Source organism: Janthinobacterium silvisoli (assembly GCF_014200725.1).
Taxonomy (GTDB): domain Bacteria; phylum Pseudomonadota; class Gammaproteobacteria; order Burkholderiales; family Burkholderiaceae_D; genus Janthinobacterium.
The window spans coordinates 87261-106035 of sequence record NZ_JACHCL010000005.1; the positions used below are offsets into that span (position 1 = coordinate 87261).

18 protein-coding genes are annotated in these 18775 nt (G+C 60.1%); 3 read left to right on the forward strand and 15 right to left on the reverse strand.

All coding sequences use genetic code 11. The features are described from left to right. Positions 1-50: 50 nt before the first annotated feature. The 7 genes from HDE75_RS20810 to HDE75_RS20835 form a co-directional block, all read right to left on the reverse strand. Positions 51-911, reverse strand: coding sequence for a cytochrome c oxidase subunit 3 (locus HDE75_RS20810; RefSeq protein ID WP_183680056.1), 861 nt, complete (start codon positions 909-911; stop codon positions 51-53). A gap of 65 nt (positions 912-976) precedes the next feature. Then, entirely contained in the window at positions 977-1183 is a 207-nt protein-coding gene (locus HDE75_RS20815) for a DUF2970 domain-containing protein (protein WP_183680058.1), read from the reverse strand. A 10-nt stretch (positions 1184-1193) separates the two neighbouring features. Then, on the reverse strand, positions 1194-1778 hold the full coding sequence (locus tag HDE75_RS20820) for a cytochrome c oxidase assembly protein (protein ID WP_183680374.1): 585 nt from the start codon (positions 1776-1778) through the stop codon (positions 1194-1196). Continuing rightward, positions 1775-1894, reverse strand: coding sequence for a cytochrome oxidase small assembly protein (locus tag HDE75_RS26605; RefSeq protein ID WP_221291959.1), 120 nt, complete (start codon positions 1892-1894; stop codon positions 1775-1777). Before HDE75_RS26605 ends, HDE75_RS20820 begins: the two co-directional genes overlap by 4 nt. Before the next feature lie 55 nt (positions 1895-1949). After that, positions 1950-3557 carry a cytochrome c oxidase subunit I gene (ctaD, locus tag HDE75_RS20825; protein WP_183680059.1) on the reverse strand — a complete coding sequence of 536 codons (1608 nt, stop codon included), beginning with the start codon at positions 3555-3557 and terminating at the stop codon, positions 1950-1952. Positions 3558-3577: 20 nt separating this feature from the next. Further along, entirely contained in the window at positions 3578-4786 is a 1209-nt protein-coding gene (gene coxB, locus HDE75_RS20830; RefSeq protein ID WP_183680061.1) for a cytochrome c oxidase subunit II, read from the reverse strand. Between the two features lie 463 nt (positions 4787-5249). Beyond that, entirely contained in the window at positions 5250-6140 is an 891-nt protein-coding gene (locus tag HDE75_RS20835) for a methyltransferase domain-containing protein (RefSeq protein ID WP_183680376.1), read from the reverse strand. Positions 6141-6224: 84 nt separating this feature from the next. Here HDE75_RS20835 and HDE75_RS20840 point away from each other — a divergent pair, with 84 nt between their 5' ends. Together HDE75_RS20840 and trmL are read left to right on the forward strand one after the other, a co-directional pair. Then, positions 6225-6974, forward strand: coding sequence for a ComF family protein (locus HDE75_RS20840; RefSeq protein WP_183680063.1), 750 nt, complete (start codon positions 6225-6227; stop codon positions 6972-6974). Between the two features lie 53 nt (positions 6975-7027). Next, complete coding sequence (gene trmL, locus HDE75_RS20845) at positions 7028-7498, forward strand: tRNA (uridine(34)/cytosine(34)/5-carboxymethylaminomethyluridine(34)-2'-O)-methyltransferase TrmL (RefSeq protein WP_183680065.1); 471 nt, start codon at positions 7028-7030, stop codon at positions 7496-7498. Positions 7499-7504: 6 nt separating this feature from the next. On the opposite strand, the gene HDE75_RS20850 is transcribed toward trmL, so the two are convergent. The 8 genes from HDE75_RS20850 to HDE75_RS20885 all read right to left on the reverse strand — a co-directional run bounded on the left by HDE75_RS20850 (position 7505) and on the right by HDE75_RS20885 (position 17642). Continuing rightward, a complete protein-coding gene (locus HDE75_RS20850) occupies positions 7505-8239 on the reverse strand; it encodes a hypothetical protein (RefSeq protein ID WP_183680067.1) in 735 nt (244 codons plus the stop codon). 20 nt (positions 8240-8259) lie between these two features. Next, positions 8260-9387 carry a hypothetical protein gene (locus HDE75_RS20855; protein WP_183751110.1) on the reverse strand — a complete coding sequence of 376 codons (1128 nt, stop codon included), beginning with the start codon at positions 9385-9387 and terminating at the stop codon, positions 8260-8262. Between the two features lie 47 nt (positions 9388-9434). Continuing rightward, entirely contained in the window at positions 9435-13136 is a 3702-nt protein-coding gene (locus tag HDE75_RS20860) for a tubulin-like doman-containing protein (RefSeq protein ID WP_183680071.1), read from the reverse strand. 24 nt (positions 13137-13160) lie between these two features. Continuing rightward, entirely contained in the window at positions 13161-13601 is a 441-nt protein-coding gene (locus HDE75_RS20865; protein WP_183680073.1) for a hypothetical protein, read from the reverse strand. 55 nt (positions 13602-13656) lie between these two features. Continuing rightward, positions 13657-15147, reverse strand: coding sequence for a hypothetical protein (locus tag HDE75_RS20870; protein WP_260174243.1), 1491 nt, complete (start codon positions 15145-15147; stop codon positions 13657-13659). Continuing rightward, positions 15144-16634, reverse strand: a complete 1491-nt coding sequence (locus HDE75_RS20875) for a hypothetical protein (RefSeq protein WP_183680075.1) — start codon at positions 16632-16634, stop codon at positions 15144-15146. Before HDE75_RS20875 ends, HDE75_RS20870 begins: the two co-directional genes overlap by 4 nt. 296 nt (positions 16635-16930) lie before the next feature. Continuing rightward, entirely contained in the window at positions 16931-17407 is a 477-nt protein-coding gene (gene rfaE2 / locus HDE75_RS20880) for a D-glycero-beta-D-manno-heptose 1-phosphate adenylyltransferase (RefSeq protein WP_183680077.1), read from the reverse strand. Positions 17408-17438: 31 nt separating this feature from the next. Beyond that, positions 17439-17642, reverse strand: a complete 204-nt coding sequence (locus HDE75_RS20885; RefSeq protein WP_183680079.1) for a DUF3717 domain-containing protein — start codon at positions 17640-17642, stop codon at positions 17439-17441. Between the two features lie 152 nt (positions 17643-17794). Between HDE75_RS20885 and HDE75_RS20890 the strand changes: the two genes are divergently transcribed. Further along, entirely contained in the window at positions 17795-18730 is a 936-nt protein-coding gene (locus HDE75_RS20890; protein ID WP_183680081.1) for a hydrogen peroxide-inducible genes activator, read from the forward strand. Positions 18731-18775 lie beyond the last annotated feature (45 nt).

Consider the following 18775-nt stretch of genomic DNA (forward strand, 5'->3'; position numbering starts at 1 on the left):
GGCTTTTTTTCGCAGGCGCAAGCTTCAAGCCAGCGCGCCCTGCCCCGTCATTATAACCAATACACGACCACGTACAGGCCCAGCCAGACAACGTCGACAAAGTGCCAGTACCAGGCGGCGCCTTCGAAACCGAAGTGGTGCTCGGGTGTAAAGTGGCCTTTCAGCACGCGATACAAGATCACCGACAGCATGATGGCGCCCATCGTCACGTGGAAACCGTGGAATCCCGTCAGCATGAAGAAGGTGGCGCCATAGATGCCTGACGTCAATTTTAAATTCAGCTCGCTGTAGGCATGTACATATTCATACACCTGGAAACCCATGAAGACGGCGCCCAGAGCTATGGTGGCGAACAGGAACAGCGCCGTGACGCTGCGGTGGCCGGCGCGCAGCGCATGGTGGGAAATGGTCAGGGTCACGCCTGACAGCAGCAGCAAGGCAGTGTTAATCGTGGGTATCCAGAACGGCGTCATGGTGACGAAGTCCTGCACCGTGCCGGCCGGGCCCGTATTGCCCCAGTGGGCCGAGAAGTCTGGCCAGATCAGCTTGTGATCGAGGTCGCCCAGCCACGGCATCGAGATGCTGCGTGCATAAAACAGGGCGCCAAAAAAAGCGCCAAAGAACATGACCTCGGAAAAGATGAACCAGCTCATGCTCCAGCGGAAGGAATGGTCGATGCGTTCGCTATACAAGCCTTTTTCGGATTCCCCGATCGCGTCGCCAAACCAGAAATACAGCACCAGCAAGATGCCGGCAATACCAGCCAGGTTCAGATACGGTCCCCACGACACATCGTTGACCCAGGCCGAGGCACCTATCATGGTCAGCAGCAGGCTGGCGCCGCCCAGCAGGGGCCAGCGCGAGGGCCCGGGCACAAAATAATACGGGACGGCGGCGTGGTTGGAACTCATCATCATCTCCTCAAAAACTTGTAGGGTGGTTTTTATTTGTTATAGAGAACTTATTGAATCACTGATTATGGAACGACAAATTTCACGATGGTGATTAAAATGCCGATCAGGCAAGCCACGGCCAGCAAGGCCGCAATCACCACATGCACAGGGTTGAGCCGGGCCGAATCCGTATCGAAATCGCTCTTGCGGCGCAAGCCCGTAAACGACCACACCACCGCCCTGAGCGAATACAGGAACGAGGCTTGCGGCGGTTTGGCGGGCTTGTTCATGACTGGTCACTCATAAATTCCCCTGCTGCACGGAAGGCGCCGGCGCCTTGCTCAAGCCGGCGATCTCGAAAAACGTGTACGACAGGGTAATGGTCTTGACCTCTTTCGGCAGCGCCGGATCGAGGAAGAACACCACCGGCATCTGCCGCGCCTCGTGCGGTTTCAGGGTTTGCTGCTTGAAGCAGAAACACTCGACCTTCTTGAAATGCGGTGTTGCACTCTGCGGCGCGTAGCTGGGTATCGCCTGGGCATTGACGGTACGGTCTTGCGTATTGACTACTTCATACATGACGGTGACCAGCTCGCCCGGATGCACCTTCATGGACGAGACGACCGGACGGAAACGCCATGGCCCCTGCGCATTGCCATCGAATTCCACGGTGATGCTGCGCGTGGTATCGACCTGGGTATTGTTGTCGTAAGCTACCGTGCCATCTTTTTGCGTCAGCACATTGATGCCCATCACTTCGCAAATCTGCTTGTAGACGGGAATCAGGGCGTAACCAAAACCAAACATCACGCAGGCAATCACGAGCAGCTTGCCCAGCATCTTGCGGTTCAGTCCGCGTGTTTCCTGTTGTTCCGGCGTCGTCACGACAGCCACAGCCGCTTGGCGAACACGGACAGGAAGAAAAAGGCGGCCAGGGCAGCCAGTATCAGTCCGGTGCGCAGGTTGTTCGGTTTTTTACGTTCGGTATTATGGTCGTTCATGGCAGGCACTTTATTCAAAGCGGGCCGGCGCACACGCCAGCCCGTGCTACCTCGATTACTTCACTGTCGGTGGCGTTTCAAACGTGTGGAAAGGCGCCGGGCTAGGCACGGTCCATTCCAGGCCTTCCGCGCCTTCCCATGGTTTGGCTTCGGCAGCCTTGCCGCCGCGTATGGTCGGCAAGACCACGAACAGCAGGAAATACACTTGCATGAAGCCGAAACCGAAGGCGCCGATCGAGGCAATCATATTGAAGTCCGTGAACTGCGCCGGATAATCGGCGTAGCGGCGCGGCATGCCGGCCAGGCCCAGGAAGTGCATCGGGAAGAAGGTCACGTTAAACGTGATCAGCGACAGCCAGAAGTGGATCTTGCCGCGCGTCTCGTTGTACATATGCCCCGTCCATTTCGGGCTCCAGTAGTAGAAACCGGCGAACAGGGCAAACAGCGAGCCGGCCACCAGCACGTAGTGGAAGTGGGCCACCACATAATACGTATCCTGCAGCTGGATATCGATTGGCGTCACCGCCAGGATCAGGCCCGTAAAGCCGCCCATGGTGAACACGAAAATGAAGCCCACCGAGAACAGCATCGGCGTCTCGAAGGTCATCGAACCCTTCCACATGGTGGCGATCCAGTTGAACACTTTGACCCCCGTCGGCACGGCGATCAGCATGGTGGCGTACATGAAGAACAGCTGGCTGGTCACCGGCATGCCGGTGGTAAACATGTGATGCGCCCAGACGATGAAGGACAGGATCGCGATCGAGGCCGTGGCGTACACCATCGAGGCGTAGCCGAACAAGGGCTTGCGGGCAAACGCGGGCAGGATTTGCGAAACGATGCCGAAGGCCGGCAAGATCATGATGTAGACCTCGGGGTGGCCGAAGAACCAGAAGATATGCTGGTACATCACAGGATCGCCGCCACCGGCTGCATTAAAGAAGGAGGTGCCGAAGTGGCGGTCCGTCAGGGTCATGGTGATGGCGCCGGCCAGCACCGGCATGACGGCGATCAACAGGTAGGCAGTGATCAGCCAGGTCCAGCAAAACATCGGCATTTTCATCAGGGTCATGCCGGGAGCGCGCATGTTGAGGATGGTGACGATGATGTTGATCGAGCCCATGATGGACGAGGCGCCCATCAGGTGCATGGCGAAAATCGCCATGTCCATGCCGGGGCCCATCTGCGTCGACAGCGGCGCATACAGGGTCCAGCCGGCAGCCGTGGCGCCACCAGGCACCAAAAAGGAGGTGGCCAGCAGCAGGGCCGCTGGCGGCAGCAGCCAGAACGAAAAGTTGTTCATGCGCGCAAACGCCATGTCGGACGCGCCCACTTGCAGCGGGATCATCCAGTTGGCGTAGCCGACGAAGGCCGGCATGATGGCGCCGAACACCATCACCAGGCCGTGCATGGTGGTCAGCTGGTTAAAGAATTCAGGGTGGAAAAACTGCAAGCCAGGGTGGAACAGTTCCGTACGTATCATCAGGGCCAGCACGCCGCCCGACAGAAGCATGATGAACGAGAACCACAAGTAAAGCGTGCCGATATCCTTGTGGTTAGTGGCAAACAGCCAGCGGCGCCAGCCGCTTGGGTGATCGTGATGCGCATGGTCATGATGTGCGTGGTCGTCGTGACCGCTGTGGTCCAAAGTACTCGTGCTCATAGACAGCTCCTGGCTCCTGATTACTTGCGTGCAGCCACGACTTCGGCTGGTTGAACGATATTTTCTGCGGCCTTGTTTGACCAGTTATTGCGCGTGTAAGTGATCACTGCCGCGATATCCGTGTCAGACAGTTGTTTCCAGGCTGGCATTTCAGCCGGGAACTTGCCGCTCTTTTGCCCGTTCAGCAAGACATGTATCTGTTCCGCTTTCGGACCGTTCACCACAGGCGAACCGTCGAGCGCGGCGAACGCTCCCGGCACGCCCTTGCCGGTCGCCTGGTGACAGACCACGCAGTTGGCCGCGTACACTTTTTCACCCTTGACCTTCAACTCGTCTATGGTCCAGGTCTTGTTCGGATCATCGGCCAGCGCAGCCATTTCTTTTTGCTTCACATCCACCCACGCCTTGTAGTCTTCTGCAGACACGACTTTCACGACGATCGGCATGAAGGCGTGTTCCTTGCCGCACAGCTCGGCGCAATTGCCACGGAAGGTGCCGATATGGTCCGCCTTGAACCAGGTATCGCGTACGAAACCGGGAATCGCATCCTGTTTCACGCCAAACGCGGGCACGGACCAGGCATGGATCACGTCATTGGCCGTGAGCACCATGCGGATCTTCTTATGCACTGGCACCACCAGTTCATTGTCGACCTCGATCAGATAATTTTCGCCGCGCTTCTCGGTTGGCGGCGCGCCCGGCGCACCCACTTGCGAGCGCGGCGTGGACAGGTTGGACAGGAAGGAAATACCCTCGCCTTCGCCCTTCAGATAATCATAGCCCCATTTCCACTGCATGCCAGTCGCTTTGATGGTGAGGTCGGCGTTGGACGTATCCTTCATGCCGACCACGGTGCGCGTGGCAGGCAGCGCCATGCCGATCACGATCAGGAAAGGCACGACGGTCCAGGCGATCTCGACGGTGGTGCTTTCGTGGAAAGTGGCTGGCTTGTGGCCCACGGACTTGCGGTGCTTGAAGATGGAATAAAACATAACGCCGAACACGGCCACGAAAATCACCAGGCAGATGATCATCATCCAGGTGTGCAGATCGTAGATCTCATGGGCGATCTGTGTCGCCGGCGGTTGCAGATTCAACTCGAGCGGCCTGGGACCGCCGGTGCCGGGATAGGTGCTGGCAGCCGGTGCCGCCATAGCCCATCGTCCGACGCCTAGCGCTGTCAGCGACAGCCCGAGCATCAACGATTGAAGTCGCTTTGCATGTTTCATGTTTTCCCCAACCACCCAAAAATAATGATATTTTAAACGGCTGCGGAAAGCTCCGTACTACACCGCTGCCGCTCCTCCAGGAAAGCATCACGGCATTCATGCCGCCGCGAGCGCCAAGCACCAGCAAATCCCATGCTGTTTGCACACACAAAGTCTTGTACGAACAACCATGCTGGAATTCTATTTTTCTTGCACGGCCAATATGGCCCTGCATGCAAGATGGTTACTATACTAATGCAGTAACTTCTAATAATCTTGCTTTGTTTGATAATTTTTTTCTTGCCACTTGTTTTTATGGCTTAACAAGCTGACAAACAATCAACGATTATAAGCAAGAAAAGTTGAATGCATCAACAATAATCAGCGCGCGTGCGCGCACCCGTGCCAACGCCGGCGCGCTTTGCAACACTTGCTACTTGGATCAGGATGGAATGGCGGCGCGAGGCGGCGCCGCCTGCAAAGATCAGGGCTTGCGCGGCGTAAACTGGATGATGGCTTCACCGTTGCGCGTGACGCGCGGCGCCGGGCGGAAGGCATGGCCATAGATGACTTCAAAGCTCAGGCCCAGCTTGCCGTCGGGACGGCGCATTTTTTCCAGCGCGTCCAGCATGCGCTGCCAGGCGGCCTTGTCCATCAGGCCACGGCGGCGCGTGGTCAAGGGATTGCCGCCAAAGGCGCGCACGTCGGCCAGCAATTTTTCCGCCGTGTCATAGGTGACGGTGATGATTTCCATGTCCAGCACGGGCGTAGAAAAACCTGTCTCGACCAGCATGTCGCCAAAGTCGTGCATGTCGACAAACGGCAATGCATGGGGATACAAATCGGCTTGCGCAAACGCGTCGCGCACCTCGCGGAAAGTGTCGGGCCCGAAACAGGAAAACATCAGCAAGCCATCGAGGCGCAAGGCACGGCGCCATTCGGCAAACACGCGGTCGGGCTGGGCATGCCAGTGCAAGGCCAGGTTGGACCACACCAGGTCGATGCTGCTGGCGGCCAGCGGCAAGTCGCCCAGGTCGCCGCACAGCAAGTCCACGCCTGTTTTCGAGGGCAACAGTTTACTGAGAAACTGGTTCAGGCCAGACAGCTTGGAGGCCGGTGCGCGCGCCGCCTGCAACATCGCTTGCGATGCATCGAGGCCGATAATTTGTGCGGCCGGATAATCTTTATGCAATTGCGCCAGGTCAGCACCGGGACCGCAACCGGCATCGAGCACGCGCAAGGGCGTGATTTTCACCAGTTCCAGGCGTTCGTGCATGCGCGCGGACACTTCGCGGCGCAAAAAGTCCGATGGCGCAATCCGCGCCGGACGGGAAAATAAATCGCGTACTTGCACCGCATCGATGGGCGCACTCATTTTGGGCGGACTTGTGGGAACTGACATGGGCAATCGGGTGAGATGAGATAATGTCGGCAGTGTACATGGAACGGGGCCATCGCGATGGGGAGCGGCTTTTACCAGGTGGGAAGCAGCGCATTGCAATCGATCTTGCAAGCGCTGGGCGCCAGCCTGCTGCCGGCCCAGTGCGCACTGTGCGGCGGCGCTTGTGCGCAAGTGCTGTGTACGCCGTGCCGCGAGCAATACCTGGGCCAGCTGCGCCCACGCTGCCGCCGCTGCGCCAATCCGCTCGATGATGTGTCCACCTTGTGCGGACGCTGCCTGCGCCATCCTCCCGCGTATGACGCCACCAGCACGGCGGCCGATTACGCGGCGCCCGTCGACCAGTTGCTGCTGCAGCTGAAATTCGGCGCCCGGCTGGCGCTGGCGCCCTTGTTTGCGCAGCTGCTGGCCGAGGCGGTGCAGCGCCAGGCAGACTGGCAAGCGCCGCAATGGCTGTGTCCCGTGCCGCTGGGCCCTGCCCGCCTGGCTGAACGGGGCTTTAACCAGGCGCTGGAAATTGCCCGTCCGCTGGCGCGCCAGCTGGCCATCCCGCTGTTGCCCCGGCTGGCCATCCGGGTACGCGAAACCCGGGCGCAAAGCGGCGTGGCGCCACGCGAACGCAAAGCCAACCTGGCGCGCGCCTTTGTCGTGGCGCCAGAACAGACCGCCAGGGTGCGCGGCTGCCATGTCGGCATCGTCGACGATGTGATGAGCAGCGGCCACACGGTGGACGCGCTGGCCGCCGCCTTCAAGCGGCATGGCGCAGCAAAGGTAACGATATTGGTGATGGCCCGCACGCCACCGCATTGACTATTTTGAGTCGTACTCAGTTGTACTACAGTTGTACTAATTAGGAGAGCATCTTGTTTCACGTCGTTCTGGTAGAACCTGAAATCCCGCCCAACACGGGCAACGTCATCCGCCTGTGCGCCAACACGGGCGCGCAGCTGCATCTGGTCGAACCGCTGGGCTTTCCGCTCGACGATTCCAAGATGAAACGCGCCGGCCTCGATTACCACGACTATGCCAACATGAAGGTGCACAAGAACTGGGAAGCCTTCCTGGCGGATACCCAACCGGACCCGGCGCGCATGTTCGCCATGACCACGCGCGGCTCGCGTCCGTTTGGCGAGGTCGCCTTTTTACCTGGCGACGTGTTCGTATTCGGTTCGGAAACCAAAGGACTCGATCCTGCCCTGCGCGACGGCTTCCCCGCCGAACAGCGCATCCGCCTGCCAATGCGCCCGGACAACCGCAGCCTGAACCTGTCCAATACAGTCGCCGTGGTTGTCTATGAAGCGTGGCGCCAGTACGGCTATTTGGGCGGTGCCTGAATAACGTTAGCGCAGCGCCAGCTGCGGCGCGTTGCTGTCGGCGTCCAGTATCACCAGCTGCGTGCGCATGTCGCGCGTGGCGGCCAGCTTGCCGTTCACGTACAGATTGGTCTTGACGCCATACATGCCTTGCGACACGCCGGCCGGCAAGGTCAGCTCGAACGAGTTTTCAAAGCGTCCGCCCGTCCTGTTGGTGTTGGACAGTTCTTTCGAGCCTGACTTGAAGGGCTGGCCTTGCGGGTCCAGCACTACCAGTTCTTCGCGCACGTCGGTGACGTTTTGCGTACTGCCATTGACCAGTTCCACCACGGACGTGACTTTGAACGGCTGGCCGCGCTTGACGGTGCCGGCGCTCAATTGCGGCGTGTACGACACCACTTGCGGCTCGCGCGGCAGCGAACCGCGGGCGCGGATATAGTCGCGGTCGGCCTGGGCCGCCGTTTTGGTCTGGCGCGAATTGACATTGAAGGCCAGGCAACCGGCCGCCGCCAGGCCGCCGCCGATGGCTGCGCCTTTCAGCGCGCCATTCTTGCCGCTGACCAGCGCGCCCAGCAAGGCGCCCACGGCCGCACCGGCGGCGGCCGTCTTGCCTACGCTGCAAGGGTCTTCGTCGGTAACCTGCGGATACTGGCTATTGTCCTGGCGCACGCCATTCTGATTCATGGGCGCGGTAGCGCAACCGGCCAGCATGGCGGCCAGGGTCAATGCGGCAGTGGTCCGCACGGTGGTCTTGTTCAGCATAGCTACTCCCGAGTGTTTTTTTATTTGATCGTCGTTTCCGTCTGCAGCACTTGCCGCTCGCGCTCACGGATGCGGCGCGACAGGCTGTCGATGCGCGCATTATTCGGGTCGGCGCGGCGCGCACTGTCCAGATACGTCTTGGCGGCATCGAATTTTCCCTCATTCATCGAGCGCTCGGCATCGCGCAGGAAGGATTGCGCCATCTCGTTGCGCATGGCCGCGCCATTGTCGACGGGCGCAGGGTTAGTTCGTTCGACCACGCGGGGAGGCGCAGGTTCACTTTGTACAGGGCGCGCTGGCGCTGTCTCAATCACGGGCGGCGCCACTGGCTCAGGCGCAGGAGCGGACACGGCCGTCAAGGCTTGCAAGTCTGCCTTCAATTGTGGCAATTCAGGAAATTCGCGGTCCAGCGCTTCCAGCTTGACGATGCCACTGCTGGCCGCCACACTATCCTTGCTAGCTAGCGCCTGGCGCACGCCCACCTGGATCGATGCGGCGGCCGCCTGCTGGCGTGCCAACTGCTTGCGCAACGGGTCCACCGTCGATGCACCCGCGCAATCGCTATCCAATGCAGACAGTGCTTTACTGGCGCTTTGCAAACGGTGGCCATTCAGATCGCGTTCGATGGCGCGCACGCTGCGCTGGCAGCCGCCCGAGGCCACTACGGCTTTGCTGATCGCCGCCTGCAAATCGTCCACCTTGGCAGTGGACTTGCCGGTACAAACATTCTGCGCTTCCGACAGTTTGACGCGCGCCCCATCGAGGCTGCCCTTGGCGACCAGCGCCAGGCCGCTATCGATGGCGTCATTACACAAGGTATCTTGCTTGTTGGAGAACTTGCCATTGATATAGACAATCGCCAACCCTGCCACGATCAAACCGGCCAGCCAGCGCGGCCATTTTTTGGCGGGCACGGGTTCAGGCGGCGGTGCTTCCATCTTGCGCTCAGGCGCGGGTTCAGCCCTGGGTTCGACCCTGGGTTCGACCTTGGCTTCAACCTTTGACTGTACCTTGGCCACGACAACAGGCTCTGGCTTTACTTCGACTTTCGGCTCGGCTTTGACGGGCACAGGCGGCGGCACGAACTTGGGCGCAGCAACGCCGGCCACGGCATGGCCGCAAAACGGACAGAACGGCACGCCCTCCACCAGCGTCTCTTGACACTTGACACACTTGATCACAACACTTCCTTCATTCAAAGCAACGGCGGCGGCGTCATCAAGGGCGGCGGCGCACTGAACAGCAAAGCCGCCAATTCCGGGAACTGCGCCAAGTCCACCCAAGCCGGCAAACCTTCACGCCAGACCTTGGTGGTGGCCGGCACGATTTGCCCGGCGCGCACAAACTGCACGATATGCTGGGCCGTAAATGGGCCCTGCTGCTTGCCATCGACACCGAGGAAATACTGGTATTCCACCAGCGGAGGTGGCGAAAACAGCGGTGGCGGAGCGCTGTTCAGGGACGGTGCAGCAAACAGCGGTGCAGGGGCAGCGACCGGGGCCGGTGCAAACAGCGCTTGCAAGGTTCCCGCTTCCAGCACTTCCGGCTTGAGTGCGTACTTCAGGCGCGGCAAGCCATCTTCATCGGCTTCGCGCACTTCCCATTCATGCGCGTCGGCATCGGAATCGGCAATCACATTGGCCCACAACTTCAAGTTATCCAGCAGCTTTTCTTCCAGTCGCTTGATTTCGCTATCCGTCATACCCTTGCGGCGCGCGCTTTCACGCAAGTCGCCAGCGATTTCATTGGCGATGGCATTGCCGAAACCTTTGTTGTCAAGCTGTCCGCCCCCCGTCATGTCGACCAGGCGCGGCGTATAGACATTGCTGGCGTAATAACTGGCCAGCGCAGACAAGGCCACCGTCTGCACGTCGTCGAATTCGGCCAGGCGGGCCGCCACGCGCTCTTCGATCAAGCCACGGAAGACGGACAGCAAACCGTTCTGGCGTATCGAACGCTCATTGCCGATGCGTCGCATGTCGCCGCGCCCCATGGCAAACAAATATTGCCCCAGCGGCACCACCCGGCCGTTATGGCGCGTCAGCACGCCCAGCATGATGGCTTTCAGGAACAAACTGAAGTCTTCGGCCAGACGCCGAATCTCATCCGTGCTTGGCGCAATCGGGTGATTGAACTGGGTCGAGTCGATATGCGTGTGGATAGGCGCCTTGTCGTTATCGCTTTCCTTGCGATAACTGGTGCGCCAGCCTTCCAGGCCGCGCAGCACCGTCATTGGCACGCCAGCCAGTTCGCAATAAGCGACGGCGCGGCCCTGGATACCGGTTTCCACGATTTCCACCTGGCTGCTGGTGATGCCGGCCTGGGTTTGCACACAGGCATAAATTTCAGCGCCAAACTTGGCCTTGAACGCTTGCGCGCCCGCCACGCCGATCACGCATTTGTACTGGTCTGCCACGACCGTGAATTCGCCGACCATATTGGCGTCGATCCATGGCATGGCGCAGGCCAGCAATTTACGGAAATAATCCTGGCGCCGGCCTGGCTCCATCTGTTCCAGCGCGTCAAACAAGGGGTCAAGCTGGGCAGCGCCGCCATCATTGATGCCCATGCTGGCCAGGCGGTTTTCCGCCATGCGCTTGACCTTGTTCAATATCTCCGTGCGCTGGGCCGGTTCGCCCAGCATGGGGAACAGGGTTTTCGAGCCGCCGATGTCCTGGAACGCTTCGTCAGCCCACTCGCGCAAGGTGGCCGGGGCCGGCATGGCGATGTCGCGCACGGTGACGGGCACCAGGATGGCGGTGGCATGGTCTTTCTTTAAATCCTTTTGCACGATCACATTGGCCGTCTGCAATTGGTCCAGCATGTCGAGCACGCCAGCGCGACCAAGCTGCAATTCGCCCACCAGGCCATTCCACACGGCGCGGCCCTGGGCATCGACACCGGTGCGGTTGCCCAGCCAGCGCGACACATCGCGCAGCAGCAGCACGGCCTCTTCGGCAGCCCGGCCCCGCAAATGGAATTTGAGCGCATTGGCCATTTCCGTGCGCAGATGGTCCATCACCACGCCGGCCTGTTTTTCGCCGCTGCCGAAGAAGCCGCCACGCGTCTGCTCCAGGTTATTCAGCAAACGTTCGTATTCGCGCGTGCGCACGGCTTCCTTGATTTCGCGATAACGCTCGGCATTGGTATCGATCTGGACAATCAAGCCGCTGCCTGGCGCTTCGATGCGGTCCTTGATCTGTTCCACCAGCGACAGCACATACTCCAGGCCGCCGAATTGCTTGTTATCCAGATAGCCATACAACTGGTCGCGCACCACTTTCTTGATGTTCTCGAACAATTCCTGGCGCCGCTTGGCGATGCGGTCTTCCGTCGTGTCGGCCGTGGAATCCTGGTCGCGCACGGCGTCGCGCTCGAGCTGGCGCATGGCGTCGCGCACTTGCGTCGGCCACTCCTTGCGGTCATAGCCCGTACGGATATCTTCGATGCGGCGGTTGACCCGGTCTTCCACGCCACTGAGCAAGCTGCCCTGGCGCTCGGCCAGCAAATCATCGACGATCTGGAAATCCTCGAAAGCGCCGTTGGAACGTTTCAGTTCGATGCTTTTGTCGGAAAATACGGGGAAATCGTTGAATGGCGTGGGACGCATGCCCATGTGGGCAGCCAAAAAGGCATTGCGCTGATCGTCATTGGCGCGGTTCACGCCAGCGTCCACACCACCGACGCCAAAGAAGGCTTTCAGCATGGCCCCGGCCCAGCGGTGGGCCCGTTCGTCGCGCGCCGCTTCCTGGCGCGTATCGAGTACGGCCATGCCGAACGAGGAAAAACGCCGGGAAAAATACAGGCGCATGTCGCCGAAGCGGTTTTGCGGCACCGGCGCCTTGTACATGGAATTCTTGTGCTGCGCCTGGTTGACGGCGATAGAACGCTTGGCGCGGGCAAAATCGGCCGAGGCAAAGTCTTCGAACAGGGAATCGGCCACCATGTGATAGATGTCATCGACGCTGTCCGTGTGCTGCTGGGCCAGATTGCCCGAATCGACCAGGAACACTTCGTTATACGGCACGCGCGCCAGTTCCGGGCGGTCATATTCATCCCAGCGGCTCAGATAATTCTTGTTGCCCATCATCGCCGATTCCAGCTCCATCAGCGCCGCATAGGCATTGCCCTCGGTCCTGTCCTTGTTGTTCTTGCTAAAGCCGCTGGGCAGGAACAGCATCAGCTCCACGTCGGCTTGATCGACTTCATTCTCGGCGATCCAGCGCGCCAGGTAACCCATGTCGAGGAAGGAACCGGAACCGGTGCCGCCAGCTACCGAGCCGACCACCACGATGCGGAAACGGCCCGCTTCCATGCGCAGGCCCAGTTCACTGAGCTGGCGCTCGTGCGACAAACCGGCTTTCAGGGTTTTCAGTTTCAAACGGATCTTGTCGCGCACCTTGCTGTATTTGTCGAAGAAATACAAACGCGAGACGGCGCGCACCTGGCCCGCGCCCGATTGCATGTCGAAATTCAGGTCGCGGATTTTCTGCGGCGTCAGCGGCAGCCATTCCTTGATATGCGGATAACGTTCCAGCGAATCGTCATTGCGGCTATATTTATCGGCATCAAACGAACCGACCACTTTTTCATCGTCGGTAAATTTCAGCAAATCGAACTGCAAATCCTGCGCCTGCGATTCGCCGCTTTCCACCACTGCACCATTGTCGAGGTCAAAATGGATGAACTGTGCCACGGGAAACTCGGTCAGGTTCTCGACGCGCGTGCGGTGGCCGGCATTGCCCCACAGGGTGTTGAGGATGCGCCGGCGCACGCGCATCAGCACTTGCATGCCGGTACCGCCCACGCCGATGAACAGCGTGGGGCGCAAATCGATGATCTTGTCCTGCTTGCGCTCGCCCTGCGCGCCGACGGTCTGGTTCAAGGTGTCTGACATGATGTGTCCTATCGGCTCACTTAATTAGTTACGGCTGGAAGTAAACGTCAGCACCAGCGCCACCAGGCCCACCAGCAGCAGCGGTCCCATGAACAATGGCGCGAGGAATTTATGCGCATTCACGGCAGCCAGCACGACGGCCGTCGCCAGGCTGGCCAGGAAAATAAACAGCCACCAGCCCGAAGCATTGGCCTTGTTGGGCGGCAAGCGCTTGGCCACCAGGCCATTCGCATACGCATTTTTGGCAAAGAAAAAGGCGATGAACAGCACCAGCAGCACGGCGCCGCCGATCAGGGTATCGCGCGCCGAGGTATCGGTGGCGCTGGCCGGGTCCAGCGTAGCAGGCGCATCGACGCTGGCCGTGGTGGCAGGCGTGACGGGCGCGCTGGCGCTGGCATCGGCAGGCGTGCTGGCAGGCGCCGGCAAGGTAAAGCCTGCATTGTCTTTGGGAGTCTCTTGTGCCATCGTCTGCCTCGAAAAATAAGGGTGGTGTAATCAGGGGTAAAAAATAGATGCGGGCTTAACCCAGCGCCAGCGTCTGGCCATCGGCAACGCGCACGATCACGGGCTTGCCCAGGCCACGCCGGATGGTGCCGATCTCGCGCCCGCCATCATCTTTGATGACGAGACTCTTGTATGGTTTCAGCAAAACCTGGCGCGGCAGGCCATTGACCACGATCCGATAGCGCTTGCTGCTGGTCGACAAGAGGCCGAACAGCACGAAAGCCAGCAACAGCAGCAAAATTGCACCGGTGATCAGCAACACCGGCAGCAGCGGATACTGGATGCGCACCAGCAACGGCACCGTGGCTTGCGAGGCGCGCACGCTGTCGGGCGGCGTAAACACTTCCGAAATCGGGTCGCCGGGGAACAAGTCCTGCAATTGCTGTGAAAATTCGGGCGACAGGGCAAGTTTTTGGTCCGCCAGCCCCACCGTGGCCGTCATCGGCAACAGCACCTGCTTGCCCATCGCGGCCAGTGCCTGGGTCGACCAGGGCGAAGGAATCTGTGCCATCGGCAAGTCAAACCGCACTTCCACCTGCTGGCTGGCACCCGGCAACAAGCCGCTGATCTCGCCAGGGCTCACCTGCAGCGGCGCGGCCTGTCCCGCCAGGGTCGCTTGCACGGTGGCGTGTTCGATCACATACGGGAAAAACATGTTTTGCAGGGAGGCCTGCAAGACCACCTTGGGCACCAGTTTCTCGGCGTCCACATCGAGCACGATGGTGCGCCCGTCACGGCCCAGGCTGGCGTGTACATTGGCGCTGTTCTGCACCGATTGGGGCACGATGCGCACGGCGTCCTGGTCGACCGGTTTCAAGCGGGCCGGCGCGCGCGTGAGCACTTGCGACAAGCGGCCTTCTGCCTGGATGCGGTTGAGCGCTTCGGCGGCCGGCTGGCCATACGCCAGCGCATACACCATCAAGCCCTTGGCGCTATAAAGTTTGCCCTGCACCGGCATGCGCAAGGCATACACCAGGGTCTTGGTGATCGACGGTTCCAGATGCAGCAAACGGTAAAAGTCGCGGTTGCGCTCGGCCGTCTGGCTATCGTTGTTCGGGCTGTTCTTGTTGTTCGTAAAGATCCACACGATGCCGGACGCCGAACGGAACGGGCCGGTGATGGTTTTCGTCACGGCTTCCTGGAAATCGGTGTCCGCCAGCGCCTGGCCGCTGCCCTTGCGCGCCAGGCCCAGCGGCGCCAGCTGGCCCGCGATGGCGGATGCGCCACGGCCTTGTCCCAGCAGCAATGGCGAGACATTGCCGCCATTGCTCTGGCTAAAGGCCAGCAGGAACAATGGATCGTCGGGCGTGCTGGCCGCCTGCGCCACGGCGCCCACCAGCGCTTTCAATTGCGATTGCGGGTCCGTATAAAACGGTTCCATCCAGCCCGAGTTTTGCACCAAAAACGCTTGCTGGATGCCTGCCGCGTGCAGCGGCAAGGCCAGCGCGAAAGCTGCCATGGCAACGGCAGAGCGCAACAGACGGGACAGGCGCAGGGAGACCATCATGCCTGCAATTTCCAGCCATCGATGCGGCCCAGCGACGGGTGATACGCCCACAAGGTGCCCTGGTGCGTGAACAAGCGCATACGCCAGGGCTCATCGACCGAAAAGGTGTGGAAAGCCAGGATTTGCGCGTCGTCATCCTGCACCAGGGTGGCATACATGCGCTCTTTCGAACGCAGCACGCTGTCGAGGCTGACGCGCGTGTCGAAGCGTACGCCCAGCACGCTATCGCCCGCCTCCAGCAGCGGCATCACCGACCGGCTGCTGCCGCCATCATCGCCCTGCTCCGGTTCTTGCCATGGCGCATGCTTGAGCTTTCTGGAAAAACGGTAATTAAAGCTGCCCGAGCAAAGGCGCGGCTCCATCGCCACGGCGAATTCGCCCACCGTCCCCAGTTTCAGATAGCCATAGCGGTCGGCACCGCTGTCAAAACACAGCTGCCACAGGTCGCCGTCGCGCGACAGATACGGGCAACCAAAATCAAACTGCGGCAGCAAGCCGGCCGGCCATGGCGTCCAATTCGCCACCATGCTGCCATCCTGACGCTGCTGCAGGCGCAACTGGCCATGTTCGCACGGCCAGATCACGCTGCGGCCATAGGCGACAGGTGCGCTGACCTTGCCCAGCGCAACGGCGCCATCGAGCACCACTTCGGCGCCAAGCGTGTTTTGCACATCGAGGTTAAGGAAACGGATCACCCCATCGTCGCCTTGCAGCGGCGCCCACAGGCGGTTCTGGAACCAGATCGGAGCGGCTGCCGATGGCGCGTCGCCCAGATGCTCGACCTGGTAACTGAGCGAGGGAAAATCGGCGGTGATGCACGCCAGGCCATGGCCACTGGGCACATACAGACGGCTGTTATAGCCACTGGCCATCTCGGCGCGCCAGGCCATCTCGCCCAGCAGGCATTCGGACAGCAAGCCGCCCTGAGACGATTCGAGCGCCAGCCAGTGCTTCGATCCTGGCAGCCAGCCGTACAGCGCGCCCTTGCGCGCATCCAGCGCCAGCAAGGCAGCGCCGGTGGTGCCGAAGCGGGCCGAGAAAAACGCATATTCGCCAGGCGGTGGCGTGGGCATGCTGACATCGGGATCGGCATTCGCGCCGGCGTCGGCAGACCCATCTCGTGCGGCACCGCGTGCCAGCTTCAGCGCCTGGCCCGTCTGGCGCAGGCCGATGGCGCCCGGCACCACGTTGCTATTGATGGGCCGCGCGCCAAACGGCGGCACCCAGGCGCTGGCCTGGCCGCTCTGGATCGGCGTCTTCAAACTGATGCCGGTAAACGGACTAAACTGGAATTCGGGTGGAAAATGCACGTCGGCATCGTCAGGCAGGAGATGCGTACGCATCAACTGGCCGATATCGTCCGCGTTCAGGCGCGGCGATACCGCATGGCCCAAGGCGCTACGCTTCAATTGCAAGCCGGTCTGTGCTTCATCGGCTATCCAGACGCCCGACTGCAGCAGCCATTCTCCCGTGGTTTTATGATCCATTGATTTCTTCTGTCGCAAACGATGACCGCCATGGGACGTGGCGTATGACACAGGGAACAAATAAAGGCGGTACTACGCGCTGCGGCTGATTTTCACTCAGCCGTGGCATGGTGATCATAGTAACGCTTTTTTATCCTTGTGGAAACATTGACCACGTCTCAGCTGATACTGATGCGCTGCCAAACGAACATTCTTTGATATTATAAACATAACAAATAAGCATATCTTTGTGCGCGCGCAAGACGTCAGCCTTGATCTCGCGCTTGTTGAGCTACTTATCTGCTATTTCTCGCCTGCTATTTCTCGCGCACCTTGCTCAGCAGTTTGGTGGTCGAGCGGTCGTGCTTGAAATCGATGGCCACGGCTTGCCCGCCATACGCCAGCACGGCTTTGCCTTCCGGAATCGCCGTCATGTCGTAGTCGCCGCCCTTGACATAGATTTCAGGGGTGATTTCCTGCACCACTTCCAGCGCGCTGTCTTCCGAGAACGGCACTACCAGGCTGACCGATGCCAAAGCGGCCAGCACGGCCAGGCGGTCTTCGCAGCTGTTCAAAGGGCGGTCATCGCCCTTGCCCAGGCGTTTGACGGAAGCATCGGTATTGATGGCAACCACCAGCGATGCGCCCAGCGCGCGCGCCTGCGCCAGATAAGTTACGTGGCCGCGGTGCAAAATATCGAACACGCCGTTGGTGACAACCACCGGTTTCGGCAGGGCAGCGGCGCGCTCTTTTAATGTGTCGCGGCTGCAAATCTTGTTTTCAAAATCAGGCATAAAGATAGTCTCTTTTAATTCAGTATGGGTTTCAGTGCAGGTCGTGGATCAGCGCCAGGACGGCCGGATCCAGGCTATCTTGTTCGATGCTAGTCTGGTGACGGTAAATCATCAGCGCATATACGGTGGCCAGCCGGCTGACGGGCGGCGACAGCGCATATTCGTTGCCGCGTGCCGGTTGCCGCTCCCGCCAGTAATTGATTGCCGCTTCCAATGCCTGCAGACTCAGTTCCATGAACGCCTCCACCGTGACCCTGCCCGCATTATAGGGGCCGATCCGCTACAATACGCCATCCGCGCCACAGTTTGGCGCTTTCGGCAGTATTGGCCACCTTACATTTATTGCAAGTAATTGCAAGTAAGTACATCCTGTGTTTCAATCTCCTTATGACACTGACTGAACTGAAATATATCGTTGCAGTCGCGCGAGCGAAACACTTTGGCCACGCCGCCGAAGCCTGCTTCGTTGCCCAACCTACTTTGTCAGTGGCTATCAAGAAACTCGAAGACGAATTGGGCGTGGTGCTGTTCGAACGGGGCGGCGCCGAAATTTCCGTGACGCCCTTGGGCGCGCAAATCATTGCCCAGGCCGAACGTGTACTGGAACAGACGGCCGCCATCAAAGAACTGGCAAAACAAAACAAGGATCCGCTGGCAGGCCCCTTGCGCCTGGGTGTGATCTATACCATCGGCCCGTATCTGCTGCCGCCGCTGGTCAAGGCGATGATCGAGCAAGTGCCGCAAATGCCGTTGATCCTGCAAGAAAATTTCACGGTGCGCCTGCTGGAACTGCTGCGCCAGGGCGAACTGGATGTAGCCATTATGGCCTTGCCACTGCCCGAACACGGCATGGCCATGCAGACTTTGTACGATGAACCGTTCGTGGTCGCCATGCCGCGCCACCATCCGTGGGCGGCGCGCAAACAGATCGCCGCCCAGGATTTGAAGTCGGAAACCATGCTGCTGCTGGGCAATGGCCACTGCTTCCGCGACCAGGTGCTGGAAGTGTGCCCGGAAATGGCGCGTTTTTCCTCACCCGGCAACGGCATGCAGCGCACCTTCGAAGGCTCGTCGCTGGAAACCATCCGCCACATGGTGGCCAGCGGCATCGGCCTGACCGTGCTGCCGCGCGCCTCCGTGCCCGATATGGATGCCGCCGACGGCATGCTGGCTTACCGCCCGTTCGAAGAACCGGCGCCATCGCGCAGAGTGGTGATGCTGTGGCGCAAGAGCTTTACCCGCAAGGCGGCCATCGACGCCCTGTGCGCGGCGATTGCCAGCTGCAACCTGCCTGGCGTCGATACGATTTGCCTGGAAGCGTAAAAATCTAGCCGTACCTCCTGCAGCGCCATACTATTTGCGATAATC